Origin of the sequence: Haladaptatus sp. DYF46 (assembly GCF_021083305.1) — an archaeon.
GTDB lineage: Archaea > Halobacteriota > Halobacteria > Halobacteriales > Haladaptataceae > Haladaptatus.
The window spans coordinates 285,422-311,297 of the sequence record NZ_JAJFAY010000002.1; the positions used below are offsets into that span (position 1 = coordinate 285,422).

33 protein-coding genes are annotated in these 25,876 nt (G+C 63.4%); 23 read left to right on the forward strand and 10 right to left on the reverse strand.

The window, feature by feature from the left end:
- Both LJF34_RS12580 and LJF34_RS12585 read left to right on the forward strand, forming a co-directional pair.
- Positions 1-768, forward strand: a complete 768-nt coding sequence (locus tag LJF34_RS12580; protein ID WP_231185356.1) for an inositol monophosphatase — start codon at positions 1-3, stop codon at positions 766-768.
- A 98-nt stretch (positions 769-866) separates the two neighbouring features.
- Positions 867-1,064 (forward strand): HVO_0649 family zinc finger protein, encoded by a 198-nt coding sequence (locus LJF34_RS12585; RefSeq protein ID WP_231185357.1) that lies wholly within the window; start codon positions 867-869, stop codon positions 1,062-1,064.
- Here LJF34_RS12585 and gpmI read toward each other — a convergent pair.
- Positions 1,061-2,581, reverse strand: coding sequence for a 2,3-bisphosphoglycerate-independent phosphoglycerate mutase (gene gpmI, locus LJF34_RS12590; RefSeq protein ID WP_231185358.1), 1,521 nt, complete (start codon positions 2,579-2,581; stop codon positions 1,061-1,063). The genes LJF34_RS12585 and gpmI overlap by 4 nt on opposite strands.
- A gap of 165 nt (positions 2,582-2,746) precedes the next feature.
- Between gpmI and LJF34_RS12595 the strand changes: the two genes are divergently transcribed.
- Together LJF34_RS12595 and LJF34_RS12600 are read left to right on the forward strand one after the other, a co-directional pair.
- Positions 2,747-2,890: a hypothetical protein gene (locus LJF34_RS12595; protein ID WP_231185359.1), complete on the forward strand. Its 144-nt coding sequence runs from the start codon at positions 2,747-2,749 to the stop codon at positions 2,888-2,890.
- Between the two features lie 170 nt (positions 2,891-3,060).
- Positions 3,061-4,323 carry a DNA double-strand break repair nuclease NurA gene (locus LJF34_RS12600; RefSeq protein WP_231185360.1) on the forward strand — a complete coding sequence of 421 codons (1,263 nt, stop codon included), beginning with the start codon at positions 3,061-3,063 and terminating at the stop codon, positions 4,321-4,323.
- On the opposite strand, the gene LJF34_RS12605 is transcribed toward LJF34_RS12600, so the two are convergent.
- Positions 4,317-4,652 carry a hypothetical protein gene (locus LJF34_RS12605; RefSeq protein ID WP_231185361.1) on the reverse strand — a complete coding sequence of 112 codons (336 nt, stop codon included), beginning with the start codon at positions 4,650-4,652 and terminating at the stop codon, positions 4,317-4,319. The genes LJF34_RS12600 and LJF34_RS12605 overlap by 7 nt on opposite strands.
- Before the next feature lie 157 nt (positions 4,653-4,809).
- On the opposite strand from LJF34_RS12605, the gene LJF34_RS12610 reads away from it, so the two are divergent.
- The 3 genes from LJF34_RS12610 (at position 4,810) to LJF34_RS28970 (ending at position 7,417) form a co-directional block, all read left to right on the forward strand.
- The gene (locus LJF34_RS12610; protein WP_231185362.1) at positions 4,810-6,654 is read left to right on the forward strand and encodes an ATP-binding protein; all 1,845 of its coding nucleotides are present in this window, start codon (positions 4,810-4,812) and stop codon (positions 6,652-6,654) included.
- Positions 6,655-6,707: 53 nt separating this feature from the next.
- The gene (locus LJF34_RS12615; RefSeq protein ID WP_231185363.1) at positions 6,708-7,130 is read left to right on the forward strand and encodes a universal stress protein; all 423 of its coding nucleotides are present in this window, start codon (positions 6,708-6,710) and stop codon (positions 7,128-7,130) included.
- Positions 7,131-7,282: 152 nt separating this feature from the next.
- Positions 7,283-7,417 (forward strand): hypothetical protein, encoded by a 135-nt coding sequence (locus LJF34_RS28970; protein WP_255666015.1) that lies wholly within the window; start codon positions 7,283-7,285, stop codon positions 7,415-7,417.
- Positions 7,418-7,731: 314 nt separating this feature from the next.
- On the opposite strand, the gene LJF34_RS12620 is transcribed toward LJF34_RS28970, so the two are convergent.
- Positions 7,732-8,856 carry a KaiC domain-containing protein gene (locus tag LJF34_RS12620; RefSeq protein WP_231185364.1) on the reverse strand — a complete coding sequence of 375 codons (1,125 nt, stop codon included), beginning with the start codon at positions 8,854-8,856 and terminating at the stop codon, positions 7,732-7,734.
- A 167-nt stretch (positions 8,857-9,023) separates the two neighbouring features.
- Here LJF34_RS12620 and LJF34_RS12625 point away from each other — a divergent pair, with 167 nt between their 5' ends.
- From LJF34_RS12625 to LJF34_RS12655, 7 genes are all read left to right on the forward strand, one after another.
- Positions 9,024-9,848, forward strand: coding sequence for an NAD(+)/NADH kinase (locus LJF34_RS12625; protein ID WP_231185365.1), 825 nt, complete (start codon positions 9,024-9,026; stop codon positions 9,846-9,848).
- Between the two features lie 48 nt (positions 9,849-9,896).
- Entirely contained in the window at positions 9,897-10,832 is a 936-nt protein-coding gene (mptA, locus tag LJF34_RS12630; RefSeq protein WP_231185366.1) for a GTP cyclohydrolase MptA, read from the forward strand.
- A 119-nt stretch (positions 10,833-10,951) separates the two neighbouring features.
- Positions 10,952-11,164, forward strand: coding sequence for a hypothetical protein (locus LJF34_RS12635; protein WP_231185367.1), 213 nt, complete (start codon positions 10,952-10,954; stop codon positions 11,162-11,164).
- 330 nt (positions 11,165-11,494) lie between these two features.
- Positions 11,495-12,892, forward strand: a complete 1,398-nt coding sequence (locus LJF34_RS12640) for an NAD(P)/FAD-dependent oxidoreductase (protein ID WP_231185368.1) — start codon at positions 11,495-11,497, stop codon at positions 12,890-12,892.
- Between the two features lie 56 nt (positions 12,893-12,948).
- Positions 12,949-14,118 (forward strand): inorganic phosphate transporter, encoded by a 1,170-nt coding sequence (locus LJF34_RS12645; protein WP_231185369.1) that lies wholly within the window; start codon positions 12,949-12,951, stop codon positions 14,116-14,118.
- A 105-nt stretch (positions 14,119-14,223) separates the two neighbouring features.
- Positions 14,224-14,871 carry a DUF5828 family protein gene (locus tag LJF34_RS12650; RefSeq protein WP_231185370.1) on the forward strand — a complete coding sequence of 216 codons (648 nt, stop codon included), beginning with the start codon at positions 14,224-14,226 and terminating at the stop codon, positions 14,869-14,871.
- A gap of 63 nt (positions 14,872-14,934) precedes the next feature.
- A complete protein-coding gene (locus LJF34_RS12655; RefSeq protein WP_231185371.1) occupies positions 14,935-15,375 on the forward strand; it encodes a universal stress protein in 441 nt (146 codons plus the stop codon).
- Positions 15,376-15,384: 9 nt separating this feature from the next.
- Here LJF34_RS12655 and LJF34_RS12660 read toward each other — a convergent pair whose 3' ends face one another.
- Positions 15,385-15,969 carry a DUF6149 family protein gene (locus tag LJF34_RS12660; RefSeq protein WP_231185372.1) on the reverse strand — a complete coding sequence of 195 codons (585 nt, stop codon included), beginning with the start codon at positions 15,967-15,969 and terminating at the stop codon, positions 15,385-15,387.
- A 112-nt stretch (positions 15,970-16,081) separates the two neighbouring features.
- Here LJF34_RS12660 and LJF34_RS12665 point away from each other — a divergent pair, with 112 nt between their 5' ends.
- The 4 genes from LJF34_RS12665 to LJF34_RS12680 all read left to right on the forward strand — a co-directional run bounded on the left by LJF34_RS12665 (position 16,082) and on the right by LJF34_RS12680 (position 18,497).
- Positions 16,082-17,341: an FAD-dependent oxidoreductase gene (locus LJF34_RS12665; RefSeq protein ID WP_231185373.1), complete on the forward strand. Its 1,260-nt coding sequence runs from the start codon at positions 16,082-16,084 to the stop codon at positions 17,339-17,341.
- Between the two features lie 134 nt (positions 17,342-17,475).
- Positions 17,476-17,685, forward strand: coding sequence for a hypothetical protein (locus LJF34_RS12670; protein ID WP_231185374.1), 210 nt, complete (start codon positions 17,476-17,478; stop codon positions 17,683-17,685).
- Positions 17,686-17,759: 74 nt separating this feature from the next.
- Positions 17,760-18,017: a hypothetical protein gene (locus tag LJF34_RS12675; RefSeq protein ID WP_231185375.1), complete on the forward strand. Its 258-nt coding sequence runs from the start codon at positions 17,760-17,762 to the stop codon at positions 18,015-18,017.
- Between the two features lie 60 nt (positions 18,018-18,077).
- The gene (locus LJF34_RS12680) at positions 18,078-18,497 is read left to right on the forward strand and encodes a hypothetical protein (RefSeq protein WP_231185376.1); all 420 of its coding nucleotides are present in this window, start codon (positions 18,078-18,080) and stop codon (positions 18,495-18,497) included.
- An 18-nt stretch (positions 18,498-18,515) separates the two neighbouring features.
- Here the strand turns inward: LJF34_RS12680 and LJF34_RS12685 are convergent, their stop codons facing one another.
- On the reverse strand, positions 18,516-18,755 hold the full coding sequence (locus LJF34_RS12685; RefSeq protein ID WP_231185377.1) for a hypothetical protein: 240 nt from the start codon (positions 18,753-18,755) through the stop codon (positions 18,516-18,518).
- A 179-nt stretch (positions 18,756-18,934) separates the two neighbouring features.
- Here LJF34_RS12685 and LJF34_RS12690 point away from each other — a divergent pair, with 179 nt between their 5' ends.
- The 3 genes from LJF34_RS12690 (at position 18,935) to LJF34_RS12700 (ending at position 20,701) form a co-directional block, all read left to right on the forward strand.
- Complete coding sequence (locus tag LJF34_RS12690) at positions 18,935-19,468, forward strand: DUF5815 family protein (protein WP_231185378.1); 534 nt, start codon at positions 18,935-18,937, stop codon at positions 19,466-19,468.
- Positions 19,469-19,538: 70 nt separating this feature from the next.
- A complete protein-coding gene (locus tag LJF34_RS12695) occupies positions 19,539-19,763 on the forward strand; it encodes a hypothetical protein (protein WP_231185379.1) in 225 nt (74 codons plus the stop codon).
- A gap of 44 nt (positions 19,764-19,807) precedes the next feature.
- Complete coding sequence (locus LJF34_RS12700) at positions 19,808-20,701, forward strand: Vms1/Ankzf1 family peptidyl-tRNA hydrolase (protein ID WP_231185380.1); 894 nt, start codon at positions 19,808-19,810, stop codon at positions 20,699-20,701.
- Positions 20,702-20,705: 4 nt separating this feature from the next.
- Here the strand turns inward: LJF34_RS12700 and LJF34_RS12705 are convergent, their stop codons facing one another.
- Both LJF34_RS12705 and LJF34_RS12710 read right to left on the reverse strand, forming a co-directional pair.
- Positions 20,706-20,912 carry a hypothetical protein gene (locus tag LJF34_RS12705; RefSeq protein WP_231185381.1) on the reverse strand — a complete coding sequence of 69 codons (207 nt, stop codon included), beginning with the start codon at positions 20,910-20,912 and terminating at the stop codon, positions 20,706-20,708.
- Between the two features lie 65 nt (positions 20,913-20,977).
- Positions 20,978-21,859 (reverse strand): homoserine kinase, encoded by an 882-nt coding sequence (locus LJF34_RS12710; RefSeq protein ID WP_231185382.1) that lies wholly within the window; start codon positions 21,857-21,859, stop codon positions 20,978-20,980.
- 131 nt (positions 21,860-21,990) lie between these two features.
- On the opposite strand from LJF34_RS12710, the gene LJF34_RS12715 reads away from it, so the two are divergent.
- Both LJF34_RS12715 and LJF34_RS12720 read left to right on the forward strand, forming a co-directional pair.
- On the forward strand, positions 21,991-23,004 hold the full coding sequence (locus LJF34_RS12715; RefSeq protein WP_231185383.1) for a DUF1611 domain-containing protein: 1,014 nt from the start codon (positions 21,991-21,993) through the stop codon (positions 23,002-23,004).
- On the forward strand, positions 23,001-24,038 hold the full coding sequence (locus tag LJF34_RS12720) for a dipeptide epimerase (protein ID WP_231185384.1): 1,038 nt from the start codon (positions 23,001-23,003) through the stop codon (positions 24,036-24,038). Before LJF34_RS12715 ends, LJF34_RS12720 begins: the two co-directional genes overlap by 4 nt.
- A gap of 4 nt (positions 24,039-24,042) precedes the next feature.
- Here LJF34_RS12720 and LJF34_RS12725 read toward each other — a convergent pair whose 3' ends face one another.
- From LJF34_RS12725 to LJF34_RS12735, 3 genes are all read right to left on the reverse strand, one after another.
- On the reverse strand, positions 24,043-24,822 hold the full coding sequence (locus LJF34_RS12725; protein WP_231185385.1) for a succinylglutamate desuccinylase/aspartoacylase family protein: 780 nt from the start codon (positions 24,820-24,822) through the stop codon (positions 24,043-24,045).
- Between the two features lie 72 nt (positions 24,823-24,894).
- On the reverse strand, positions 24,895-25,164 hold the full coding sequence (locus LJF34_RS12730) for a PRC-barrel domain containing protein (RefSeq protein ID WP_231185386.1): 270 nt from the start codon (positions 25,162-25,164) through the stop codon (positions 24,895-24,897).
- Positions 25,165-25,220: 56 nt separating this feature from the next.
- Positions 25,221-25,829 (reverse strand): DJ-1/PfpI family protein, encoded by a 609-nt coding sequence (locus tag LJF34_RS12735; protein ID WP_231185387.1) that lies wholly within the window; start codon positions 25,827-25,829, stop codon positions 25,221-25,223.
- Between the last annotated feature and the right edge of the window lie 47 nt (positions 25,830-25,876).

A 25,876-nucleotide genomic window follows, 5' to 3' on the forward strand; every position in this document is an offset into this window, starting at 1 on the left:
ATGGACGAAAATCGCCTCGATTCGTTCGAGGAGGTGGCGGTGCGGGCGTGCGATGCCGCGGGGGAGTATCTCGCCGCCGAGTTCCGAACGGAGTCGCTCGCGGCGGAGCACGGCCCGGACGACGTGAAAGCCGTAGCGGACCGGGCGGCGGAGCGCCGCGTGCTGGACGTACTGACCGACGCGTACCCGGACCACGCCGTCTACGCCGAGGAGTCGGGACGGCGGTCCGGCGCGGCCGACTACCGCTGGGTCGTGGACCCGCTCGACGGCACGAACAACTTCTGTTCGGGGATACCGTACTTCGGGACCGCAGTAGCGCTCCTCCGCGACGACGTACCGATTCTGGCGGCGGTTCGCGACCCGCTTCACGACCGCACCTACGTCGCCAAACGGGACGGGGGGGCCACCGTGAACGGCGAGCCGATTCGCGCGGAAAGCGACGTGGCGAGCGACCACGCCACGGTCGCGTTCGTCCTCGGTCTGGACGCCGTTCGGGACGAGGCGCTACGGTCGGCGGGCGACGCGCTGAACGCGGAAATCGCCGGGCGCTGCAAGCGAGTGTGGACGAGTTGGGCACCGGCGTTGGACTGGGGACTGCTCGCACGGGGGAAGATAGAGGCCGTCGTCTGCTTCCACCCGGACGAAGTGGAACAGCACGCGGGGTGGTTGTTGGCGGGGGAAAGCGGCGCGAGGCTGGCGAGCGAGGACGACCTGTATCTCGCGGCGGCGAGCGATGAGACGTTCGAGACGCTGGAAACGGTGCTTTGAACTCCAAGGGACGGGCGAGCGGTGACGGTCCCCCTGAACGTGGAAGAAGATTGTGAAAAATCGTTATAGTTATTGTTTCCCGTGCTAAACGTCAACACATGGCAGCCAAATCGAGTCGTTCCCCCTTCGACCGGCTACGGCAGCATTACGAGGACAAGGAACGGAAATGCATCGAGTGCGGTTACGTCGATACGGAGGGCCACTGGCGCGTCACGAAACGCGGCCGCGAAATCCACTATCAACACATCTGCCCATGCTGTGATGCCATCGACACGCGCGTCCTCCGATACGATTAGTTTTCCAACAGCGACTCGCCCGTCATCTCCGGCGGTTGCCCGACGCCGATGAGCGAGAGGAGCGTCGGCGCGAGATCACACAAGGACCCCCCCTCGCGAATCGTTTTTCCGTCGTCGTCGCCCTCGGGGGAGACGTAGACGAGCGGAACGGGGTTGTACGTGTGTGCCGTGTGCGGGTTCTCCGGCGTCCCCATGTCGTCGGCGTTACCGTGGTCCGCGGTGATGAGCACGTGCGCGCCGTGGGCTTCGAGCGTCTCCGCGAGTCGTCCGATTTGTTCGTCCACTGCCTCGACGGCCGCGACTGCGGCGTCGAAGTCACCGGTGTGACCCACCATGTCCGGATTCGCGTAGTTCAGGACCAGCACGTCGGGGTCCTCCGCGTCGATGACCGAGATGGCCGTGTCCGTGACGCCTTCGGCGCTCATCTCGGGTTGCAGGTCGTAAGTCGGCACGTCGGGACTCTCGATGATGCGCCGAATCTCGCCGTCGAACTCGACCTCCCGCCCGCCGTTCAGGAAGTAGGTGACGTGGGCGTACTTCTCCGATTCCGCCAGTCGAAGCTGTGTCAGGCCGTTCTCCGAGAGCACCTCGCCCAGCGTCTCCTCGGGTTGGTGGGGCGGGAACGCCACCGGCAGGTCGAACTCGGGGTCGTACTGGGTCATCGTCACGAACTCGACGTCGGGGGGATGCGTGTCGAACGGCCATACCGGGTCGATGTCCGCGATCATGCGCGTCAACTGCCGGGCGCGGTCGGAGCGGTAGTTGAAGAACATCACCGCGTCACCGTCTTCGAGCGCGCGGCCGCCCCTCACGAGCGATGGTGCGACGAACTCGTCCGTGTCGCCGCGGTCGTAGGACGCTTCCACGGCCTCCACGGCGCTCCCTTTCTCGTACTCCGCCTCCCGATTCACGATGGCGTCGTAGGCGCGGTTCGTCCGCTCCCAGTTCTGGTCGCGGTCCATCGCGTAGTAGCGCCCCGAGACGGTGGCGATGTCGCCCGTCCCCTGCTCCTCGACCACGTCTTCGAGGCTGGCGAGGAAGCCAGCCCCGCTCTTCGGCGGCGTGTCCCGCCCGTCGGTGAAGGCGTGCGTCGTCGCCTCGATGCCCCGTTCCGCCGCGAGTTCGATGAGCGAGTAGAGGTGTTGCTGATCGGAGTGGACGCCGCCGGTACTCACGAGTCCCATGAAGTGAACGCGGCCGTCGTGTTCCGCCGCGTAGTCGAACGCGCCGTTGATGGCCTCGTTCTCGCCCAGTTCGCCGTTCGAGATGGCGTCGCTGATGCGGGTGTACTCCTGTCTGACGACGCGTCCCGCACCGATGTTCAGGTGGCCGACCTCGCTGTTGCCCATCTGGCCGTCCGGGAGGCCGACCCGCCGTCCCGTCACGTCGAGGGTTCCGTACGCCCCGTCCCGCGCCAACCGGTCGAAATTCGGCGTGTCCGCGGCCTCGATCGCGTTCCGGCCGCCGTCTTCGCTGCCTAATCCCCATCCGTCGAGCACGATGAGTCCCGCTTTCATGGGCGAACCGACGGCACCGCGGGGTAACTATTCTTCGCCCGAGCGGCTGAAACGTAGGTGCCTTCTCCTCGGTATTTTTCTTTCACTTTCACTCCGCGTAAGAATCCATTTAACTACGGTAGCGGTGCTGGTTACAGTCGCTCGTTCACAGGGACGGGTGATACTATGCCCAACAGGGCACCATCGAACGGGGTTTCCGTGGCGCTCATCACCGCCGGTGCGACGATCGTCGCCAATCGAAACGACGTCGGTTGGTTGCTCATCGTCGTGGGGGTGGTACTCGCGAGACGGAAGGCGGGCGACCGATAGTCACGTGGCCGTCGTTCGCCCGGAACTCAGCATTTTATAGCACCCAATACGTCGGACGCGCCGAGCGTTCTCGTCGAGCGCAAGCGTTCGTTCGGAAGCGGTGGCGTTCGATTATGTGTGCGAATCGGAGAACGATACCTTTTTTCGGGGTGGACCGGATTGAAGCGGGCATGACACTCGACCCCGTTCACTTCGACGGCATCGCCGAACTGGCGGACAGGATAGAGTACGAAGGGGAAGAGCGCAACCATCGTGACCTCGCACGAAGCGTCTGGGAGAACTACCTCGACCCGCTGTTTCACGAGGGTACCGAGATACTCGCGCCGCTGTCCGAACTCCGGCGGAAACGCGCGAACATCGAGGAGTTGGCGCTCGAAGCGGACCAGTTCGGGACGATGCACGGACTCGACTCGGGGACCATCAACCCGCAACCGTTCAAGAACGGGTTGGTGGTGGACGTGGCGCACGCGGCGATGAGTTCGTCGCCGTCGGACCTCGACTTACACGATTCGCGGACGGTCGTGAAGGCGGTCCACTCGAACGACGTAGAGAGGAACTTCTCCATGGAGAAGTGGGAACCATACGGCAAGAACAGCAAACGCCGAATCATCCACGCACCGCGCCGGGACGACTACGAGCAGGACATCGTTCACGCGCTGGCGCTGTATCGCGCCGAGAGCAGACACGCGCTCGACCACGCCGAGGACGTTTCCGACCTCCTCCTGCTGGACGGGCCGATGTACCCGAAGGGGTTGCTCCGCTGGCGGAACAGGGGGAGGATACTTCCCGACCTGTTCGAGGAGTCCGAGGAGGTGCGGGCGATTCTGCAGAACTACGTCGAACTGGTGGAGACGTTCGCCGAGCGGGAGGTGCCGCTCGCGGGGTTCGTGAAGAACATCTCCGCGCGGTCGATAACTCGGGTGCTGCGGGAGAAGGAAGGAAACGGGATACACGCCCCGTGGACGCACGACGCCGCCTTCTTCTCGCAGGTTCTCGAACGCGGCGAGTACGAAAACGGCGAGTACGAGCGGTTCACCGACGATCTGACCCTGACGAACTGGTTCGTCTCGCGCGCCGGGTCCGACGCCTTCTTCGGAGGCGAAAAGGCCGAACGGTACATCGACCGAGAGTACGCGCCGGAACAGTACGAAGTGACGTTCTGTGTCGTCTACGACCCGCGACGGCGGTTGCTGTTCAAGATAGAGGCACCGCGGATTTTCACGGCCGACGAGACGTGTCGGCGGCGTATCGAACGACAACTGTTGAAGGAGATAGCCATCTCGAAGGGACCGCCGACGGTCATCACGAAGGCTGATTCGCTGGCACAAATCGGCCGGGACAGCACGGAGTCGCTGATACGGAGCTTCGAGAAGTCCTTCGACACCGAACTCGACCGGAACTACGACGACGTCCGCTGGGGACTCGACTACTGAAGTTCCCCTTTCTCCATCGAGAACTCAACGTCGTCGGCGTCCACGCCGATGCGGGCGAACTGCGTCCGGACGTGTTCTTCCGCGGCGGCGAGGGCTTGGTCGCGGGTGTCGAACCCGCGGGGCATCGGCGTCTCGAACGCGACGTGGACCTCCTCGCCCGATACCATCTGGGCGGTGCCGCCGCTCTCGACCTGATAGAACTCGTCACAGACCCAGACGTACGGCGCGTCTTCGTCCGGCGCGCCCTTGAACGAGGGAGAGCGTTCACCCCGTTCGTACAACGTCCCCGTGAGGGTCGTCCCGCCTGCCTCACCACGAACGAGCAACATACCCGTACGTAGGAGTCCCGAGAATAAAAGCCAAGTGGGAGAGAGGTGTCAAACCGTGAGAAGCAGCGCGGAAACGGTTCGTTTCCGTCCGTTACAGGAACACACAACACGGGGTCCGTGCGAAACACGTTTCACTCGCGCCCGAGATGACAGGTCCATGAGCGATTTGGGCGACTTCTCGGACTACGGGAACGACACCGACGATTCGTCGACGTCGGAACCGTCGTCGGAGACGAACGAGGGGCGAACGGACGACGAGCGAACGGAGACGGCGAGCACGAGGGAGGAGACCGACGATTTCGACCGGATGGACCTCGAACCGGTCGGCGACGACCGCGGCCTCGGGAGCCTCGCCGTCTCGGAAGGCCTCTCCATCGGCGAGGAGAGCGACGAAACCTGCCTCCGAGCGTACATCACCGCGCCGAACCGGGGCGACGTTCGAATCGGGAAGTACCTCCTCGTTCCCTATCCGGACGGCGAGAAACTGTTCTGTCGCATCACGACGCTCGAATACGCACAGGAGTTCCACAGCGACGACGCCACCGAGATTCACGCCCGACGGGCGATGCGCAACGGGCAGATAGACGAGCGGGACTACAAGTTCATGGCGACGCTCGAACCCATCGCCGTGCTCTTTTCGGACGACGGCGAACTGAAACGACGGATGACCGACCGCGTGCCGAAACCCGAGACGGTGGTTCGGCAGGCCAGCGACAAACGCGAGATCAAGACTGGACTGAAGATACCGGAGGACGGCGTGTTCCTCGGGCACCTCTCCGTCGGGGGCGAGAAAGTACGGACGGCGGCGGAACCGCCGACCATCGACTACCGCGTGAAGGACGACTACGACTCGGGCGACCCGCTGGTGTTCCGCCACTCGCTCGTGGCGGGGGGCACCGGGTCGGGGAAAACCCACGGGGCGAAGAACATCCTCCGCCAGTACCTCTCCACGGAGCGCACGTATCCCATGGACGACGGCCGAAACGCCCGGATGGCCGTCGTGCAGTTCGACCCGCAGGACGAGTACGCCCAGATGCACGACGACAACCCGGCGGTGAACGCGGACGACGAACGCGCGTGGGAGCGCGAGGGAATCGCCCACGGCGGCCACGACGAAACCGTCGCGTTCGTGCCGAAGGTCGGGGGGTCGACCTACGCCGCGAGCCATCACGAGGCGGAACAGGTCGAGTTCACGATCCCGTTCTCGATGGTCAGCGACAACCAGTGGCTCGTCGCGGGCGCGAGCCTCAACGACAACCAGTACGGCGCGCTGACACACCTCCTCAACCGCTTTTTCCGCAGTCGCGGTCAGTCGGGGACGTACCAGGACTTTTGTTCCTACCTCGACGACCCCGCGCTCCGCGAGGAGTTGGACGAAAGCGGCCGCGTCCACGAGGCGACGTTCGACGCGGTGAAACGGCGCGTTCGCTCCGTCCCGGGTGGCGTGTTCGACCAATCGGCCAAATCCATCACCGAACTCGTCCCGCAGTTCGTCCGGTCCGGCAGGCTCTCGGTCGTGCCGACGTACCACCTGCCGTCGAGTCGGGCCAAGGAGATGGTCGTCCTCGCGGTGTCGAGCCTGCTCATCGACCAAAAGCTCTCGAACGCACCGGAGTACCCGACCATCAAGGAGACGCCGCTCCTCGTCGGGATGGACGAAGCGCACAACTTCCTTTCCGACGCGGACAGCGTACAGGCCCGGAAGGTCATCGGCAAGTTCACCGACGCGGCGAAACAGGGTCGTAAGGAGCGACTCGGGTTGTTCCTCATCACGCAAGACCCGCAGGACATCGACGACGCGGTGTTCAAGCAGATAAACACGACCGTCGTCCTCAATCTCGGCGACGAGGACGCCATCAAGAGCGTGAACATCCCGTCCACGTTGGAGAAGAAGGTGCCGTACATGGAGAAAGGCCAGATGGTCGTCTACTCCCCGGACAACTCCGAACCCGTCGAAATCACCGGGTTGCCGAAGTGCGTCACCCGCCACGGCCGCGATTGAATCGGTCGGACGCCGGACAAAACGATATGTGAACGGCAGCCGTACTATTCGGCATGGCAAAGCGAATTCTCGTTCCGGTGGACGGGTCCGAACAGGCGACCGAAGCGCTCTCCTACGCGCTGGAGGAGTTCCCCGATGCCGAAATCGGCGTCATCAACGTCATCGACCCCATCGACGTCGGGTACACCTCCACCGTCGGCATGCCCGGCTATTCGGAGGAGTGGTACGAGGAATCGAAGGAAAACGCCGAAGCGGTGTTCGAGGAGGCACAGGAGCTCGCGGACGAGTACGGCGTCACGCTCACCACGAAGACGGAAGTCGGGCAACCGGCCCAGACCATCGTGGACTACGCGGAGGAGTTCGACCAGATCATCATGGGCAGTCACGGACGCTCGGGCGTCTCCCGAATCCTCCTCGGCAGCGTCGCGGAAACCGTCGTTCGGCGCTCGTCCGTTCCGGTGACGGTCGTTCGATAATTCAGCTATAAACTTTACAGTTTCTAAGGATGTCATTTTAATTGTTGAACTGGACATAATATGGTGTTTGGGTCGATGTGCTGAAGACAGAGGATGGGGTCATCGAGGCCGAATAATTATCTCGTCATAGGACAGAGAATCAGGGGAAGAATATGGATACGCCCGATGACCGACCACCCACTTACAACCGACTGTTGGCCCTCTTTCTCCTCGTATTGTTCCTGAGTATCGCCGCGGTCGTCGGATACGTCCTCTGGGCAGATTGTATCATCGGATGCCCCGCATAGTCCGTTCGTTGTGCTTTGAACGATACGCGCTCTGTATGTACTGCGCCGTTTCTGTCACGCTCTCGGGGTCTCAAAGAGTCGGGATTTCACAACCGCCAGAAACGGCCGGTGACACAACCGCCAGTCGCTAGCAAACCTACCGGAAAATCTTTGATTTTCCGGGCCGACGACTGAACGGAGCGGAGTCCTCGTGAGTGAAACGAACGAGGGCACGGAAGACGAAAAGCGTCTTCCGGAGCGAAGTGAAGGAGGAGCGCTTTTGGTGCAGATTTTTATCGAGGGTCGCTCCGCGACCCTCGCAATAAAAAGGTGCGTCAGAAAAGATTGGCTTGCTGATACACGCTGATGCCCTCGTCCGTGATGTCGTAGGGTTTGATGTCGCGGGAGTGGTTCGCGTCCCGAATCTTCTGGATTTCGACGGCGAGTCGGGTTTCGATGAAGTCGTCCGTGCTCCGGACGTATCGGAGGACGAACACGGCGTCGGTGAGGTATTCGATGATGCCGTGACGGGAAGAATAGGGATTTTCGTCGCTGGCTTCGCTGGTGAGCATGGTGGTCACGCCCGCCTCTTTGAGGCTACGCGTGAAGTCGTAAATCTCGTTGCGGCGGGTGGATTGGCCCTGATACATCATTTCGAGGAGCGACACGGAGTCGAGGACGAGCCTCGACGCGCCGAAATCGCGCACGAGTTCGGGGAGTTCGCTCCGGATGCTCGACAACGAGTTGGCCATCTCGATGGGGTCCAGATCGACGACGGCGAGTTTCCCTTCCTCGATGTACTCGTCGTAGGGCCATCCCTTCTCCGTCGCGCTGTCCACGATTCGCTCGTGGCTCTCCTCCAGCGTGACGTAGACGGCGCTCTCGCCGTTCGAAAGCGCGTGGTTCAAGAACTGAAGCCCGAACGTGGTCTTGCCGGTCCCCGCACCGCCGATGGCGACCATCAGCGTTCGCTCGGGGACGCCGCCCTGAATCATGCTGTCCAAACCGTCGATACCGATGTCGATTCGTGGGATCGCGGACTCGAACGCCTCGTCGTCGAAGGAACCGCCGTCACCGTTACCGAAACCGCCGGATTCGCCGGCACCGTCGAACCCGCCCGCATCGAACCCGCCGCCATCGCCGAAGTCCGGTTCGCTGTCACCGCCGGTACCGGGCGCGGACGCGAACGCGCTGGCGAAATCGTCGTCGAACAACGGCACGTCGTCGGCGTTCGGTTCGTCGGCCGTCGTGTCGTCGGACGTCTTCACCGCCGACGTGTCGGTCACCGGTTCGGTGCCGGGAGCGTCCGCGTCCGTCGCGGAAGCGTCCGGAACTTCGGCGTTTTTCCCCGTCACCTCCGTGCCGTCTTCCGATTCTTCGGTCGCGTTGCCGGTCGATTCGCCGTCCGATTCCTCGACATCTCGGAGCGCGGCCTCGAACCAATCGTCGTCGTCGCTCACGTCGTCCCCTCCTCGTCGGTTCGGATTCGACGTTCGCCGCGAACCGACGGCCCGCTCGTCCTCGTCCGCTTTCGAGCGAAAGTTCTCATCGTCCTGTCACTGACAGCCATCGTAAATTAATGTTCGTGTCGGCGGCTTTTTGAACGCCGGGAGAGAACGGAGCCGTGATGAACGTCGGCATCGTCGCACAACGGGGAAACGAGCGGGCCGCGACACTGGCGGGACGATTGCGAGAGACGCTTCGAGACGATTCCGTGACGGTCAATCTCGACGCTGCGACTTCCGAGCGATTGGGGGTCGACGGCGTGGACGTGAGCCGGATGGCGGAAAACGACCTCGTCGTCAGCATCGGCGGCGACGGCACCTTCCTCTTCTCGGCGAGCGGCGCGGGTGGAACGCCGATACTCGGCGTCAACCTCGGAGAAGTCGGGTTTCTGAACGCCGTCGCGCCGGAGGACGCCGTGGCCGAAGTGGGCGCGGTCGTCGAGGAGTATCTGGAGTCGGGCGAGATTCCGTCGTGGGAGGTGCCACGGCTCCGCGCGACCAGCGAAGGCGACTGGTCGGTTCACCCCGCGCTGAACGAAATCGTGATACAGGGCGCACAGCGCGGGCACGGACAGGGTATCGACTACGACATTCACGTCGATGACGTGGAGTACAACAGCGGACACGCGGACGGCTTGCTGGTTTCGACGCCGACGGGAAGTACGGCGTACAACCTCAGCGAAGGCGGGCCGCTGGTCCATCCGGGTGTAGACGGCCTGATTCTCACGGAGATGTGTGCCTCCCACTCGATGCCGCCGCTGGTGTTCGAACCGGACCACGAGGTCGTGATTCGGGTTCGGAACGCGGACGCCGCCGTCGTCGGCAGCGACGGAACGCAGGTCCGTATCGAACCCCCGGAGACCATCACGGTCGCGCTCGCGTCCGAACCGGCCCGAATCGCCGGGCCGTCGCCCAACTTCTTCGAAGCGCTCGGAAAGCTCGAGTAGCTGCCGGAAACGGAAGCCTCTAATTCCGTTACTCACAAGGAAACGACAATGAAAGGGCAACTACCCGACGTGCAGGCGACGGAACCGGACGTAACGGTCGGGTTGAATCGGGTCGGCGTGACCGGGGTCGAGAAACTGGTCGAGGTCGCCCGACCGGACAAGCGACCGTACGTTCTCACCGCGGAGTTCGACGTGCTGGTTGACCTCCCGAGCTGGCGCAAGGGCGCGGACATGAGCCGAAACATGGAGGTCGTGGACGAGGTCCTCGAAGACGCCGTCAGCGAACCGACCTACCGCCTCGAAGACGTGTGCGGCGACGCCGCGGAACGACTGCTCGAAAAACACGAGTACACCTCGAAGGCCGAGGTCGGCATGGAAGCGGAATTCATGGTGCGCGACACGACGCCGGAGAGCGAGCGCCCCACCCAAGCCATGGTGGACATCATCGCCAGCGCGACGGCGACGGAGGAGGAGACGACCGAGGAAATCGGCGCGCGCGTCACGGGCATGACGGTCTGTCCCTGTTCGCAGGGCATGATGAGCGGACGAGCGAAGGAAAAGCTCCTCGGCCTCGGCGTCGGTGAGCGCGAGGTCAAGGAGTTCCTCCAGGAGATCCCGCAGGCGGGTCACTCCCAGCGCGGTCACGCGACACTCACCGTCGAAAGTTCCGGCGCGCCCGAGGTGGACCTGCACGAACTCATCGAAGTCGCGCGGGACTCGATGAGCGCCCGGATTTACAACCTCGCGAAGCGCCCCGACGAGGACCACATGACGTTTCAGGCGCACGCCGACGCGAAGTTCGTCGAGGACTGCGTGCGCGACATGGCCCACGGCGTCGTGGAGACGTTCCCCGACCTGCCCGACGACGCGGTCGTGACGATGAAACAGAGCAACGACGAGTCCATCCACCAGCACAACGCCCACGCGGAACGCGTGGCCGAGGTGGGGACGCTCCGCGAGGAAGTCGCCGAATCGAGCGAGTAGTACGGCGAATTTTTGGTCCTTTCGTTTGTCGTGAGGCGCTTCTTTTCGACTTTCGACTTCGACGGGAGACGTTTTGTGGAGTTCGTGGCTGTTCGGTGTTTCGAGCGTACTCATCCGCCGTGACCGCAACTGCTAGGGACCATGACCGCACCGCCACCGCGGACGGACGGCCGGAACCACACGGCCGTCCGTCCGCGCGGCCCCTGACCTCCCCGGTGCTCGGACGCCCTCGCCACATGGCTCGGGCGTCCTCGCCGCGCATCCCGAAAGAGGCCGTGAAAGCGCGCTTCGGACCGGCCATTCAACCACATGGACGCGCCGGGAGGACGTGAGCGCTCGCCGCGAAGCGTCCTCCCACCCGGGGAGGGATGGGGTCCGAAGGGAGGGTGGTCGGAACCGCACGACCACCCTCCCGTATGCGGTGCGGTCACGGTCGCCCAGTAGTCCCGGTCCCAACCCTCCACAAAGAAATGGTCGGGGCGTCGCGGTTGCGGTCGAGTCGCTGTTACGGTCATCGTTTTTCGAGCCGAAATTCGGACGACGGCGGTTTCACGGTCGAAAATCGGCTCGAAACACCACCGAAGGAAAAACCGTTCGTCCGCCACACCTATCGGATCCCGGGGTCGTAAGACGTATTCCACGCGACGACGAATCCGTCGTTTATGATAGGTATCGTCGGCGGGGGAATCGCCGGATTGGCCGCCGCCTACCGCCTCCAACAGCAGGGCTACGACGTGCAGATCTTCGAAGCGAGCGAGGACCTCGGGGGACTCGCCGCGACCTACGAGACGAACGGCGACCGCATCGAGAAGTTCTATCACCACCTCTCCGCCTCCGAGCAGACCATCATCGACCTCATCGGGGAACTCGGACTGGGCGACGATCTGGAGTGGCCCATCGGCAAGAACGCCTACTACGTGGACGGCGTCGTCCACCCGCTCGACAAGCCGTGGGAGATCATGGCCTACCCGCACATGAGCTTGTACGACAAGTTCCGCCTCGGTATGCTCACGCAGGAAATCGACGTTCGCGGCGGGATTCCGAAGTTCGACAGCTACGAACGGTTGGAGGACTACGAGGACGTCCCGATCAAGGACTTCCTGTTGGAACACACCTCGCGGGGCGTCTACGAGAACTTCTTCGGCCCGCTGCTGGACGCGAAGTTCGGGAGCAAAAAGGAGAAAGTGAGCGCCGCGTGGCTTCTCGGGCGCATCAAGTTCCGCGGCGAGCGCGACCTCCTCCGCGGCGAACCGCTGGGTTACCTCCGCGGCGGGTTCGGTCGCCTCATCGACGCGCTCGTCGAGGAAGTCGGCAGGGAGAACATCACGACCGGCGTGTACGTCACCGACATCGAAACGGAAGGCGGCGAAGTCACGTCGCTCACGACGAAACCGGCGGAAAGCACGGAAGTCGCCGCCGCGGACGGCGGAAGTTCGGATGGCGACACCGCGACCGAGACGCACGACGTTGACGGCGTCATCGTCGCCGCGATGCCGAACGTCCTCGAAGACCTGACCGGCTACGAGTGCGACATCGACTTCCAAGGCGCGGTCTGTGCGCTCGTGACGATGGACGAACCGCTAACCGACACCTACTGGCTCAACATCGGCCACGACGCGCCCTTCGGCGCGCTCATCGAACACACGAACTACATCCCGCCGGAGCAGTACGGCGGCGACCATCTCGTCTACGTCGCCAGCTACATTCAGGACTACGAGGAGGAGTTGTGGCGGATGGACGACGACGAAGTCGAAGACCTGTGGCTGAGCCACATCGAGGAGATGTTCCCCGACTGGGACCGCTCGTCGGTGACCAACTTCCGCCTCGCCCGCAATCCGCGCGCAGCGCCCGTGTACGAGCGCGGCTACCTCGACATGGTCGTCCCCTACGACCTCGGCGACGACATCGCCGACGGCATCTACTACGCCGGGATGGCGAGCAAGGCCCAGTACCCCGAGCGCAGTCTGAACGGTGGCATCGTCGCGGGCTACGAGTGTGCCGACCGAATTTCCGGGAGGAAAGTGGTCGTCAGCCCGGACGATAGGGAAGAACGGGAATAGTCACCTCCGACGAACGGCGGGTAGGGTTTTGCTCGTCCGTCGCTAGTATCGACGGCATGGTGGAAGTGGGGCAACTGGCAGTCATTGGTATCGGCGCAGTGGCCAGTTTTTTCATGGCGTGGACGGTCGGTGCGGGGTGGACGCCGTACGCACCGAGCGTCGGCGCTCGCAGGACGACGGTCATGCGAGGGGCTTTTTTCACCGGGCTGTTCGGAATTCTCGGAGCAGTCGTCCAAGGTGCAAACGTCACGGAAGCGATTTCGGCAGGACTCATCAACGGCGTGACGCTCACGCCGATTGCGGCCGTCATCGCGCTCATCGTCGCCGCCGGACTCGTCGCAATCGGAATCTTCACGGGATATCCGCTCGCGACGGCGTTCACGGCGACGGGTGCGGTCATCGGCGTCGGTCTGGCGCTGGGCGGGACTCCGGCATACGCCAAATATCAGCAGATATTGCTGTTGTGGGTGCTGACGCCGATTTTCTGCGGCGGTATCGCGTACGGTCTCGCTCGGCTGATTCGGCGTGACGACGTGCCGGACGAGTATTCGATTCCCCTCTTTGGTGGTATCGTCGGACTCATCCTCGCCAATTCGTCCTTTACCTTCCTCGCACCGGAATCGGGCGGTGCGTCGATCGCGGCGGTAGCCGCAGGGAGTCTCCCCCTCCCGCCCCTCGCCGGTCTCGTCGTGGCGACCCTGTTCGTCGCGCTCGTCCTCGGCGTGATTCTCCTGATAGAAGTGCGTTCCAACGTGAAAAGGGGCCAGCGACACCTGTTGTTCGGTATCGGCGCGCTCGTCTCCTTCTCGGCAGGTGGCAGTCAAGTCGGCCTCGCCGTCGGACCGCTCGCGCCGATGACCATCCCGCTCGGCGTATCGCTCGCGGTAATCCTCCTGTTTGGAGGTCTCGGTGTCATGCTCGGCGCGTGGATGGGTTCGCCACGGATGATAAAAGCGCTCGCTCGGGACTTCTCGTCGCTCGGCCCTCGGCGGGCCACCGCCGCGCTCATCCCGGCGTTCGCCATCGCACAGACCGCGGTGCTGTTCGGTATCCCGGTTTCGTTCAACGAAATCGTCGTGAGCGCCATCGTCGGCAGCGGTTACGCGGCAGGTGCTGGAAGTGTAAGCCGGGGAAAGATGGCCTACACGGTCCTCGGATGGGTCGTCTCGTTGCTCCTCTCGTTCGCGCTCGCCTACGGCGCGTTCGTCGGCGTCGGGATGCTATAGTCCGGTGAATCGAGGCTGACGATTCGCCGGGAAGCGTTATTGCAACCCCGCGACGCCGAGAACCCGGCGAAAACGTAGATAGCCGTCGACGGCGTAGCCTATGACATGGAGGAGAGTATTGCTGGCTTCAAGGAGACGGGGGACTGGGTGGCCATCGTGGAACACGGCGAGCGAATAACCACGGCGTTGGACGAGGAGGGTATCGAGGGGGAGGACTTCGACGATTGGAACGAGTGGCGGCCGAAAGCACACGAGCGACTGAGCGAGGACGTAAACGAGAAGACGGCGGAGCAGGCGAGTGCGTCGCGCGGGAAGGGAGAAAAGAAGGGCAAATCCCCCACTGAAGACGCGGGAACGGCGCGGGAGGAGTTAGAGGACACGGTGTCCGAACTCGCGGAGGGCGACATCGACGACGCCGTCGAGGAGGGGCGCGACACCGTCGAATACGCGACCCGCGCGGCCGACACGGCGGGGCGAAAGGCGCTTCGAACCGTCGAGGAGACGGTGTACAAACACGTCATGACCCAAGTGTCGCCCGCCTACTTCGACAACGAATTAGTGAGCGCGAACGTCGAACGCGACAGAAGCGGAAACCGATACACCTTCGAGGTGAACATCAACGATGACGCACTCAAAGACCGGGTGAGCGACCGACTGGAGCAGTACGACGAGGAGATAGACCGCTGGCGTGGCGAGACCGAAAAGGAAACCGAATCCGCCGAGGCCGCCGAGGGAATCGACCCGGTTGAGTGAACGGTTTAAACACGAAAGGAATCGCCGCTATCCCTATCCGCGTGCGGCGCGTGCTTGTGCGTCATGTACGACCGAATCCTCATTCCCATCGACGGAAGCGACGCGGCGGCGAACGCGATTCCGTACGCGCTCGACGCCGCGAAGACGTACGACGCCGGCCTCTACACGGTGTCCGTCGTCGATACGGGCGAGACGGACGACGACGGGGAAAAGCGCGAGGCGATGTACGAGGAGTTCGAGAAGGAATCGAAAGCGATGGTGGAGGACGTGATCGAGCGAGCGGAGCGGGAGGACATCCGCACGACGGCGGGGTCCATCGCGGAGGGCAAACCCCATCGTGCGATTCGGCAGTACGCCGACGAGCAGGACATCGACCTCATCGTGATGGGGACGCACGGACGGCGTGGCATCCTCTATCCGCTTCGACGGAGCGTCACGGAAAAAGTCGCGCGATGGGCGGACGTGCCGGTGCTGATGGTTCGATTGGGCGAGGACGAGGACTGAGCCGAGAAATCAGGCTTCGCCTTCGTCGACGCCGACCGCGTCAGAGATGTTCACGTCCTCCGGTTCGTCCTGTCCGCCGACCCGGACTTCGCCGTCGTCACCTTGGACGTACACGTCGTCGGCAAAGCCGCCTTCCGCGTGCGGGTGAACCGGGTCGTCCAGTTTTTCCGGCGTGGACGGGGGTTCCGGCATCTCCACGGGAGCGAACTCGCCAAGCGGGTCGGCGATGGTGATGCCGTGCTTCGAGAAGAACGTCTCGTAGCGTTCGTAGTGCTCTTCTAGTTCGTCGCTCGGGAACTCCATCATCTCGGTCCAGCCGTGATTGTAGAAGTCGAAGTTCGACTGGATGTGGGTGATTTCGCGGGCCTCCGCCTCCGGCGCACCTTCCTGAAGCGCGGCGAGATACGAATCCATCGTCGCATCGAAGAAGGCGTCGAGGTGTTCGCGGCGTTCCTCGCGGTGTTCCTCGTCGGCTTTTTTGAGGAATATTCCCGTGTGCATGTCCACCAGTTTCCACTTCACCACGTCGCTGACGACGGGCATTTCGAGGGCTTTTCTCGACGCGAAGTGGCGCGCGTTCTGACGGATTTTCATGCCCGTTGCTTGGGACGCGACGGTCTTCAACGTCCCGACTCGGGTATGTTGGCGTTTGACAGCAACATCGAGATAGCAACCCACTTTAACCCCGACGCAGAACGTCTCAGTCATGAGCGAATCGTACGTGATCATCGGGGATGGCATCGCGGGCAGTTCCGCTGCCGAAACCATCCGCGAGGAAAAACCCGACGCCGATATCGCCGTCATCACCGACGAGGGCGAAGCACTGTATAATCGCATCCTCATCAAGGAGTTCGCCAAGGGCAAACTTCCCGAAGCGCCCATCTCCATTCACGAACCCGAATGGTACGACGAGCGCGATATCGACCTCGAACTGAACACGTTCGTCACCGACATCGACGCGGACGCACACGAGGTCCACACCCACGCGAGCGGGACGTACAACTACGACAAACTCCTCGTCGCCACGGGCGGGACGCCGACCCAACTCCCCGTCGACAACAGCGACGCCGACGGCATCCACCACTTCTGGACGTTTCAGGACGCCCGACGCATTCAGGAGCACGCGGAAGCGGCGGACACCGGGACCGTCATCGGTGCCGGTCTCCTCGGTATCGACCTCGCCGCAATCTGCGCCGCACAGGACGTCGAAGCGAAGTACATCATGCGCGGCAACCGCTGGTGGCGCTACGGTCTGAGCCTCGACGGCGCGGAGATCATTCACGACGCGCTCGAAGAGAAGGGCGTCGAAACCGTCCTCGAAAGCGGCGTCAACGGCTTCAAGACGGACGACGACGGCAACGTCGTCGCCACCATCGACGCCGACGACAACGAGTACGAGAGCGACTTCGTCGGCATCGCCATCGGTCTCAACTTCAACACGGAGTACCTGCAGGGAAGCGGCGTCGAGACGGACAACGGCGTCGTCGTGGACCAGTACATGCAGACGAACGTGGACGACATCTACGCCGCCGGCGACATCACACGGTACTACGACGTGATTCTGGACGAGTACGCCCAGAACGGGTCGTGGGGCAGCGCGAAACAGCAGGGCGTCGTCGCCGCGAAGAACATGGTCGCAGACGACAACGAAGAGGAGTTCCGCTGGGTCTCCTCGTACTCCATCACCCACTTCGACTTCCCGTTCCTCTCCTTCGGCTTCCCCACGATTGGCGACGACGAGTGCGAGGAGAAGTACAGCGACACCGAATGGCGTCGCCTCTCGTTCAAGGACGGCAAACTCATCGGCGGCGCCCTCATCGGCGACATCGCCCCGCAGGGCAAGTACAAGGACCTCATCCGCAACGAAGTCGAGTGTGCCGACCAGAAGGAAATCCTCCTCGAGAAGGATTTCGACCCGGAGAAGCTCGCACAGCCACAGGAACAGGAACAGGAACAGGAACAGTAAGTTCGGAGCCCGGAACGGTGCGGTTTCGGTATTTTTGTCGCGAGCGGTTCCACCGACCAGCGATTGTCGCGACGTGAATCTTTAAGATCCCCTACGACAGTTGGTATCAATGACCACATCGGTCGGGAGATTTCGTGAAACCCAAAATAGCCGTCGAAGCCGTGGAGACGATTCCGAACGACGCCCGCGTCCGACACTACGACGAACTCGATTACGACGCGAAAGGGCACTTCCCGAGCGTCGTCGAACGTGGCGAACAACTCATCGACCGGGAGACGGCGGGCCAGTTCAGCGACGGCGAATTCGTCAAATACACCGGTTACTTCCGGGTACTTCTCGCGTAGCTCGATTTGGCATGTTTTTTCATACTCTTTCCGCAACGCTTAATATGTACTAAGACAATTGGTAACACGTATCAATGGCTTCGAACAGCACGAGTAGTCTGAAGTCTGCACCGACCGGAGAGACGGCAGCACTCATCATTAGCCGCACCGAAACCGTTCCAGCGGGCGTTCAAGTGCATCATTTCGACGAACTCGCGGAGGAGACACAACAGATGTTGGCGGAGTTCGACGGCGGCGAGAGAGTCGTCCGGATGACCGGTGCGTTGGCGGACGAGTTCGACAGGGACACGCTCGTGGTGTTCAACGACTACTACCGAATCGACGTGGTCTAACCCGGCCCACGCGAACGAACAACCGAAGCCGTTTTCTCCCGCACGACGGGATGTAGGGACATGAGCATGAGCGGAAGCGGCGAGATGACGCTCGCCTTCGAGTTGTCTGCGCTCAAAGCGTTGGCGAGTCCCGGAACGGTGTTCGAAGACGCCCGACGCTGGACCCGCTACGTCGGCGTCATCTCCGACCAACCGACCTACGTGGTGACGAACTTCACCCGAAAGAACCGCATCCGGCAGGACTTCTTCTCCGGCCCGAAAGGCCGCGCCGAGAGCCTCGACAGCGTGAAATCGCAGTTCGACACCGACCGCCACGTCTTCGTCGGCATCACCGACGAGGACCGCGAACTCGCCGAGGACCACGACTGGGAGTTCCTCCACGTCGAGGACGCCGCCGAGGCGGCCGAATGGGACCTCGCGTCCGGCGACGACGGCGAGACTGGGGGGAACGAGGAGGACGTGCGCGACGACTGGCCGTAGCCGTCGAAGCGTATTCCATCAGAGTTCCGCCCGCAAACACCGTTTTCCCTCCTCGGTTATCCGATAGCAACACCAGTTCGAGTTTCGGACGAGGCCTCGGTCGGCCAGAGAACGACAGCGAGTCGCGGTAACGCAGTTCGAAAGCGACAGGCGGCGCTCGATGTCGAGTCGAACCTGTATCCCTTCCGCATCGAGCAGTCGGAGGATTCGTTCGTCTATCGGGCGCAGTCGGTCGGGAACCCCGCTGGCCTGTGCCATGGACATCCGTATTTTTTCCACTATCAAATAACTCGCTAAGAGGGGTATGTACCGAGGGCAGGAACGAGGGATCGCTATTGAGCGCTACCTCTACGGGGACGACACGTGTCATATTCGACGGAGTTTCGACGACCGGGCGCAATCACGTCGTTTAAACTCGTCAGGGACCAACGGAGCGTATGGCAGAACCGCGCGTACCGGGAGGAGACGGTGCGACGCTCGACCTTCCCTGCGGCGAGTCGGTGCCGACCGGAACGCTCGACATGGGAATGCGCGAGTACGACTGTGACTGTGGTGAATCGCATGCGGTCGTCATGGACGTCCACCCGCCGTCACGCTTCGTCCCCGAATTTCTCGTGGACATCCTCCAAGAGACCATCGATACGACCGACGAGAACGTCGAATTCGGCACCCTGCACATCATGGGCGTCGTCATGGAGGAGTTCCCGGAGGAGGTCGTCAGCGAGGACGTCGCCGAAAACCCGGACCTCGGCTACGCGATGGTGTGGGTGACGGACTTCGGCTCGCGGCGACTGCACGAGGTCGTCGTCGAACTCGTCGTCGAACTCATGGAACACGCCGTCAGTCACGCCGAGGACGACGAGGCGATGAGTCAGTTCGAGGCGGACATGCTGAATTTCGACGTTCCGACATTCGTGGACCAGTACCGAGCGGAACGTGACTTCTCCGGGCCGCACGACCGACCGGCGTGAGCGGGTCATCGCCCGACAGGGGGTCGTTGTCTGACTGAATTTTAAGTACCTAACGGCCGATACGACTACCATGTCTCTTCGGGGGAGTGCGTTCGAACGGATTCGGGAAGTCGTGACCGAACGGGGGGGCGGAGAGCCGTTGACGGCGCGGGAGATTCTCCACCTCCTCGACGAGAGCGACGACGCCCACGAGGAGTTCAAGAGTACGCACGAAATCGCGACCGTCCTCGGACGGCGGGCACAGACCGGCGACGTGACCGTGATTCGCTCCTCGCCGTACCGGTACGAACTCTGACTGGACGCGAAAGTACAAGACCCCGCGACACGCCCTTCGAGTCGATGCTGGACGAGTTGCTCGGGCGCGCCGAGTTGAAAGAGCGAATCGACTCCCTCGAAGACGAAAATCACCACCTCGAACGACGGGTGGAAGCCGAAGAGGAACGCCGCGCCGAAGCCGTCACCGAACGTCAAAACGCCGAGGAGCGGGTCAACCGCCTCGAAAACCGCATCGTGGAACTCGAAGACCGGGTGGAGCGACTGCGGGACGACGAGGAGTCCGTCGAGTTCCGTGGTACCGAAACGCTCCACGGGGAGCGGGTTGACGAGGTGCTGGCCCGTCTCGAAAGCGTCGAAACGGGACCCGAGGGCGCGCTGACAGCGATGGTGGACGACGACGACGACGTACCGGAGGCGGTGGGCGAGGCGTTCGGGGACCACGGGTCGCTCGTCGCACGCGCCGCGCCCTGTCTGGCCGTGACCGACGATTCGGGACTCGTCAGCGCCGCGCTCGTGCCGCCGCGTTCGCCCGAACCGTTCGTTTCGTGGAGCGCTGGCTTCGAGTTCGAGTCGTCGTGGTTCCGCCCGGAGGGTCGGTTCGCGTTCGCGCTCGTCCGTTCCGACGTGTTCGCCATCGGCGAGTACGACGGCCGGGAGCGACTGTCCGTGACGGGATTCGAAAGCGACGTGAAGGGAGACCACTCGAAGGGGGGGTTCTCACAGGCCCGCTTCGAACGGATTCGAGACGAACAGATAGCCGACCATCTGGAGAAGTGCCACGAGGAGATAGACGCCCGCGATGCGGAACGCCTCTACGTCGTCGGCCAGCGGACGCTCCTCTCCGAGTTCCGGGACGTGGCCGACGTGACCGACCCCGTGGACGCGACCGGAAAACCGAGGGACGCGCTGGACGACGCCTTCTACGAGTTCTGGACGACGGGGCTGTTTCGGGTGTGAGCCGTCAGTCCAATTTCGCGTGAAACAGCAGACGCCCGCATTCGGGACACATACCCGTCTCGACCTCTTTTTTCTCGTTCATTCCGAGCGACCCGAGAAGCCCCTCCCGTCGGTCGCTCGTCTTCACGTACGGTTTCCACGCGTCGTTCATGCCGAACTTGACCGGTTCGAGCGTAACGCCGCAGTCTGGACAGCGGTCACTACTCGTCATATCGGAACCGTTTCCGCGGAAAACCGTGGTCGTTACGCTTTTCCCGTGAAAAATCGCGGCATGGCTTATCGCTCTTCTATCGTCGCACCGCCTCCGATTGCGGTCGGATAGGCGCGCGCGTCCACGTCGACATCGGAGAACGCGTCCAGCATCGCGCTCGCGACGGCGCTCTGTCCGTCCCCGCGACAGACGGCGAGGACGCTCGGTCCGGCCCCGCTGACCGCGACGCCCGTCGCGCCGGCGTCGAGCGCGGCGGTCCGCACCTCGTCGAACCCGTCGATGAGCGACGCCCGTGACCCCGTGATCGACCCGTCTTCGAGGCCCGCCCCGACGAGTTCCGGGTCGTCGCGGAACATCCCCGCCGTGAGCGTCGCGGCGTTGCCCACGGTACCGACCAGTTCGTCGATTTCTACGGATTGCGGAACGACCCGTCTCGCGTCCCGCGTCGAGACGACGATTTCCGGCAGGCAGGCGACGACCGGAACCGACGCATCGACGTGCGTGATGGTGTCGTCCGTGACGACGGTGAATCCACCCAGAATCGAGGGTGCGACGTTGTCCGCGTGGGCTTCGCCCGAGACGGCGGCCTCGCCCTCCGCCGCGACGCGAACGAGTTCGCGCCGCGAGAGTCCGCGGTCGTAGAGTTCGTTCAGGGCGACCGCGGCGGCGGCCGCGCTGGCGGCCGACGACCCGAGTCCCGACGAGGGTCGGACCCCCTTGTTGATTCGGATGCGTGCGGGCGTGTCGAGTTCCTGCGCGACGACGCCCGCCGTGTTCTTCGCCGGTTCGGTCGGGATGTATCGTTCGCCGACGCCCGTGACCTCTATCGTCGTCTCCGCTGCCCGCTCGACCCGGACGATGTCGGCGGGTCGTTCCAATGCCAATCCGAACACGTCGAACCCACACCCCAGATTGGCACTCGTAGCCGGTGCCCGCACTGTGACCATGCAAAGCCTATCGAAAGCACGGACAAAAACCTTCGCCTCCGGCGGGAAATTGCGCGCAGAGGGCGGCGATCCGCGCGGTTTGCGTTACCGGGAGAGACGGTTTTAAGCCGCCATGCCACCACCGCACACCCATGCAGGTTGCGATATTGGCACACGAGAAGTTCCCCGGCCGCGCGAAGACGGCGGTCGGAATTCTACGCTACGCCGACTACGAAGTCGCCGCGGTTCTCGACCGCGAACGCGCCGGAGAGCGCGTTTCCGACCACGTTCCGGACGTACAGGACGCGCCGATAGTCGCGGGAATGGACGACGTTCCGGACGTGGACGCGCTCGTCATCGGCATCGCACCCATCGGCGGGGGGTTCGACGAGACGTGGCGACCGGACGTCCGAAACGCGCTCGAACGCGGCTGTGACGTGATTTCGGGACTCCACTACTTCCTCGAAAACGACGAGGAGTTCGTCCGTCTCGCCGAGGAAAACGGCTGTGATATTTGGGACGTGCGAAAGCCCCACGACGACCTCACCGTCAGCCAAGGGGTGGCGGACGAGGTGGACGCGGAAATCGTCCTGACCGTCGGAACGGACTGTTCGGTCGGCAAGATGACCGCGACGCTCGAACTCGTGCGGGCGGCCCGCGAGCGAGGCGAGAGCGTCGGATTCATCCCGACGGGCCAAACGGGAATCATGATTGACGGGTGGGGCAACCCCATCGACCGCGTAGTGAGCGACTTCACCGCGGGGGCCGTCGAGGAGATGATTTTGGAGCGCGGCGACGAGTACGACTACCTGTTCGTGGAAGGACAGGGAAGCATCGTCCACCCGGCCTACTCGGCCGTGACGTGCGGGATTCTCCACGGATCCATGCCGGACAAACTCGTCCTCTGTCACGAGGCCGGAAAGGAGGTCATCCACGGCTACGAGTCCGTCTCCCTGCCGCCGATTTCGGAGTACGTCTCGCTCTACGAGGGCCTCGCCCGACCGGTACACGGAACCGAAATGGTCGCCGGAGCCATCAACACGTCCGATATCGAGGACGACGAGGACGCCCGCGCGGCGGTCGCCGAGTACGAATCCGCGCTCGGAGCGCCCGCAGCGGACCTCGTTCGGTTCGACGCCGACGCCGTGCTGGAGGCGATTCTGTGAGTCTCACGGCCGAGTTCGAGCGGATTTCGCTCCCGCTCGAACACGCCTTCACCATCTCGCGAGGCACGCAGACGGCCGCGGAAAACGTCGTCGTGAAAATCGAGGACGACGACGGAAACGTCGGCATCGGCGGGGCCGCCCCATCGAGACATTACGGCGAAACGGCGGCCACGGTCGAAGCGGTCATGCCGGACCTCTTGGACGTGGTCGAACGGGTGGACGACCCCCACGCGCTCGCCCGAATCGAGCGGGAGATGCGCGAAACGGTAAACCGCAACCCGGCGGCGCGCTGTGCGGTGAGCATCGCGCTCCACGACCTCGTGGCGAAACGTACCGGACTGCCGCTGTATCGTTACTGGGGACTCGACGGGAGCGAGACGCTCGAAACGTCGTTCACCATCGGCATCGACCCGACCGACGTGATGGCCGAGAAGACACGGGAAGCCGTCGAGGCCGGGTACGGCACGCTGAAGGTGAAGGTCGGCACCGACCGCGACGAGGAAATCATCGGCACGATTCGGGAGGAAGCGCCCGACGCGACGATTCGCGTGGACGCGAATCAGGCGTGGAGTCCGCGCGAGGCGGTGCGGAAGATCGACGCGCTCGCCGACTTCGACGTGGAGTTCGTCGAACAACCCGTTCCCGCCGAGAACCCCGACGGAATGGCCTTCGTCCGCAAACGCGCCGCGCTCCCCATCGCGGCCGACGAGTCCTGCATCACGCTGGAGGACGTCCCGAGAATCGCGGACAAGGCCGACATCGCCAACCTGAAACTCATGAAGTGCGGCGGCCTCCGCGAGGCGATGCGGATGATTCACGCCGCGAACGCCCACGGCTTGGAACTCATGCTCGGGTGTATGGTCGAGAGCAACGCGAGCATCGCGGCGGCGTGCCACCTCGCACCCCTGCTCGACTACGCCGATTTGGACGGGTCGCTCCTGCTCGCAGAAGACGAGTACGAGGGCGTCCCGATGCCGAACGGCGTCATCGACCTCGAAACGGGACGCGCCGGAACCGGCGTTCGAAAACGGTAGGTCCTCAATCGACCAGCGTTCCGACCCGCTCCGCCCGAAAGCCGATCATGTCCTCGTAGCCGTCGGTGGACATCAGGACGGGGTAGAACGCCCTGTCGGCGCGGAGTTCGGTTCCACCCTCGCCCTCCTTTCTGGCGAACACCTCGCCCTCCTCGACGCGGACGAAGTTCTCGCCGACGAACTCGTAGTCGCCACCTCCCACGGCGTCGAAGATTCGATACAGTTCCGGGTCCCCGCCGTCCGAAAGCGCGTCGATAGCCCCGGTTTCGCCGAGGAAGTTCCGCAGGATTCGCTCGGCGTTTCGTTCTGCGCGCTCCGTTCCCCGAAGGCCGCATTCGACCGCGACGCCGTCCACGTAGTCGATGAGGCCACCGACGACGTAGCTGATGTCCACGACCCTGCCGACGCCCGTCGCCCGCGCCAACCGTTTCGTCCGGTCGTTCATCCGCGCGAGGAGCGCGAACGCCTCCGGGTGTGACCTCGTCGAGTGCAGATCGAGAACGCCGCAGTCACGAATCTGGGGCAGGAGTTCCGCCGCGAGTCGGGATTCGTGCGTTTCTCCCTCGGAGTCGCCCGGAAACGCGCGGTTCAAATCCTCGTCGATGAACCGAACGTTCTCCGCGATGGCCTCCTCGTTGGCGATGGCGAATCGAACCGGACGGGAAAAAGTCGGATTCTCCGCCAGCACGCGCTCGATGGCCGTTTTGCCACAGCGTTCGTTTCCGTGCAGGCAGGCGACGACGGCGAGGTCTGGCGTTCCATCGCCGTGGGTCTGAACGCGCATCGATGGTCATGGCACACACCCGCATGACTTGAGACTGTGGATTTCCGACGTGATTGTTTGTTATCCGACACGTCACCGTTCCTTCTTCCCCTCGTGTTCCGTGTCGTGGGTCCGTAGCCGGACTTCCCTGTCCGTAATGCCGTGGATGGCGCTGTGCGGAAGCGGGTAGATGTCCTTCGCGTCGTCCTTCCACCCGAGGAGCATCCTGTACTCGTCGAGGAGGCTGGGGTGCGGGTCCACGTAGGCGACCCCGTTCCGGACGTCGGTCACGATGCCGACCTTCTGATCGTCCACGTTGAACACCGGTTTGTCCACGTCCTCCGGCTTCGGTGATTTGCGCATAGTGTCCGTTCGACTGTCATCACTATCAGGTTATCCGCCGAAGTGCGCGTCCGCGTTCACGTACCGTCGTCCGTGTAAACGTCGTCGCTGGGGTCGTACTCCATCTCCTCGGCGACCGTGCGGGCGATTTCCGCTCCGAACTCGCGCTCGACGACGTGAAACGCGAGGTCGATTCCGGACGTAACTCCCCCGGCGGTCAGGATATCGCCGTCGTCCACGACACGAGCGTCCACGACCCGTGCCGCCGAATCACGGAGGTCGGGGAGGGCACCGGCGTGCGTAACGGCAGGCCGTCCGTCGAGCAGTCCGGCATGGGAAAGTAGCATTCCGCCGGTGCAGACCGCCGCGACCGTCGTTCCTCGGTCGTAAAGGGCGGCCAGTGCGTCCGGGATGTCTCCCCGTTCCGCTTCCGCCCGCGCTCCCGCCTCGCTCCTATCATTCCATCCGCCGCCCGGCACGACGACGAGGTCGGGCGAGCGCTCGTCCAGCGTCGCGTCGGGTTCGACGCGGAGACCGTGGCTCGCGGTGATTCGCTCCGTTTCCGCGAGCGTGCAGAGCGAAACCGCGAGGTCCGCGCCGGCGTCGCCCGCGTTCTCGAACACTTCGTACGGGCCGATGGCGTCCAACTCGTCGAATCCCTCGAAGAGGACGATTGCGATTTCCATTTCCAACCGTCGATAGCGTTTTTCGAGGTAGTAAACCCGCCGGTGGA

Bases quoted from the DNA above. Each gene is read 5' to 3' on its own strand.
- LJF34_RS12680 (WP_231185376.1), top strand. From the start codon at position 18,078: ATGAGCATGAGCGGAAGCGGCGAGATGACGCTCGCCTTCGAGTTGTCT.
- LJF34_RS12700 (WP_231185380.1), top strand. From the start codon at position 19,808: ATGCTGGACGAGTTGCTCGGGCGCGCCGAGTTGAAAGAGCGAATCGAC.
- LJF34_RS12710 (WP_231185382.1), bottom strand. From the start codon at position 21,859: ATGGTCACAGTGCGGGCACCGGCTACGAGTGCCAATCTGGGGTGTGGG.
- LJF34_RS12640 (WP_231185368.1), top strand. From the start codon at position 11,495: ATGATAGGTATCGTCGGCGGGGGAATCGCCGGATTGGCCGCCGCCTAC.
- LJF34_RS12695 (WP_231185379.1), top strand. From the start codon at position 19,539: ATGTCTCTTCGGGGGAGTGCGTTCGAACGGATTCGGGAAGTCGTGACC.
- LJF34_RS12690 (WP_231185378.1), top strand. From the start codon at position 18,935: ATGGCAGAACCGCGCGTACCGGGAGGAGACGGTGCGACGCTCGACCTT.
- LJF34_RS12650 (WP_231185370.1), top strand. From the start codon at position 14,224: ATGGAGGAGAGTATTGCTGGCTTCAAGGAGACGGGGGACTGGGTGGCC.
- LJF34_RS12725 (WP_231185385.1), bottom strand. From the start codon at position 24,822: ATGCGCGTTCAGACCCACGGCGATGGAACGCCAGACCTCGCCGTCGTC.
- LJF34_RS12655 (WP_231185371.1), top strand. From the start codon at position 14,935: ATGTACGACCGAATCCTCATTCCCATCGACGGAAGCGACGCGGCGGCG.
- LJF34_RS12660 (WP_231185372.1), bottom strand. From the start codon at position 15,969: ATGAAAATCCGTCAGAACGCGCGCCACTTCGCGTCGAGAAAAGCCCTC.
- gpmI (WP_231185358.1), bottom strand. From the start codon at position 2,581: ATGAAAGCGGGACTCATCGTGCTCGACGGATGGGGATTAGGCAGCGAA.
- LJF34_RS12735 (WP_231185387.1), bottom strand. From the start codon at position 25,829: ATGGAAATCGCAATCGTCCTCTTCGAGGGATTCGACGAGTTGGACGCC.
- LJF34_RS12685 (WP_231185377.1), bottom strand. From the start codon at position 18,755: ATGGCACAGGCCAGCGGGGTTCCCGACCGACTGCGCCCGATAGACGAA.
- LJF34_RS12615 (WP_231185363.1), top strand. From the start codon at position 6,708: ATGGCAAAGCGAATTCTCGTTCCGGTGGACGGGTCCGAACAGGCGACC.
- LJF34_RS12595 (WP_231185359.1), top strand. From the start codon at position 2,747: ATGCCCAACAGGGCACCATCGAACGGGGTTTCCGTGGCGCTCATCACC.
- LJF34_RS12675 (WP_231185375.1), top strand. From the start codon at position 17,760: ATGGCTTCGAACAGCACGAGTAGTCTGAAGTCTGCACCGACCGGAGAG.
- LJF34_RS12665 (WP_231185373.1), top strand. From the start codon at position 16,082: ATGAGCGAATCGTACGTGATCATCGGGGATGGCATCGCGGGCAGTTCC.
- LJF34_RS12730 (WP_231185386.1), bottom strand. From the start codon at position 25,164: ATGCGCAAATCACCGAAGCCGGAGGACGTGGACAAACCGGTGTTCAAC.
- LJF34_RS12605 (WP_231185361.1), bottom strand. From the start codon at position 4,652: ATGTTGCTCGTTCGTGGTGAGGCAGGCGGGACGACCCTCACGGGGACG.
- mptA (WP_231185366.1), top strand. From the start codon at position 9,897: ATGAAAGGGCAACTACCCGACGTGCAGGCGACGGAACCGGACGTAACG.
- LJF34_RS12600 (WP_231185360.1), top strand. From the start codon at position 3,061: ATGACACTCGACCCCGTTCACTTCGACGGCATCGCCGAACTGGCGGAC.
- LJF34_RS12625 (WP_231185365.1), top strand. From the start codon at position 9,024: ATGAACGTCGGCATCGTCGCACAACGGGGAAACGAGCGGGCCGCGACA.
- LJF34_RS12715 (WP_231185383.1), top strand. From the start codon at position 21,991: ATGCAGGTTGCGATATTGGCACACGAGAAGTTCCCCGGCCGCGCGAAG.
- LJF34_RS12580 (WP_231185356.1), top strand. From the start codon at position 1: ATGGACGAAAATCGCCTCGATTCGTTCGAGGAGGTGGCGGTGCGGGCG.
- LJF34_RS12610 (WP_231185362.1), top strand. From the start codon at position 4,810: ATGAGCGATTTGGGCGACTTCTCGGACTACGGGAACGACACCGACGAT.
- LJF34_RS12705 (WP_231185381.1), bottom strand. From the start codon at position 20,912: ATGACGAGTAGTGACCGCTGTCCAGACTGCGGCGTTACGCTCGAACCG.
- LJF34_RS28970 (WP_255666015.1), top strand. From the start codon at position 7,283: ATGGATACGCCCGATGACCGACCACCCACTTACAACCGACTGTTGGCC.
- LJF34_RS12645 (WP_231185369.1), top strand. From the start codon at position 12,949: ATGGTGGAAGTGGGGCAACTGGCAGTCATTGGTATCGGCGCAGTGGCC.
- LJF34_RS12585 (WP_231185357.1), top strand. From the start codon at position 867: ATGGCAGCCAAATCGAGTCGTTCCCCCTTCGACCGGCTACGGCAGCAT.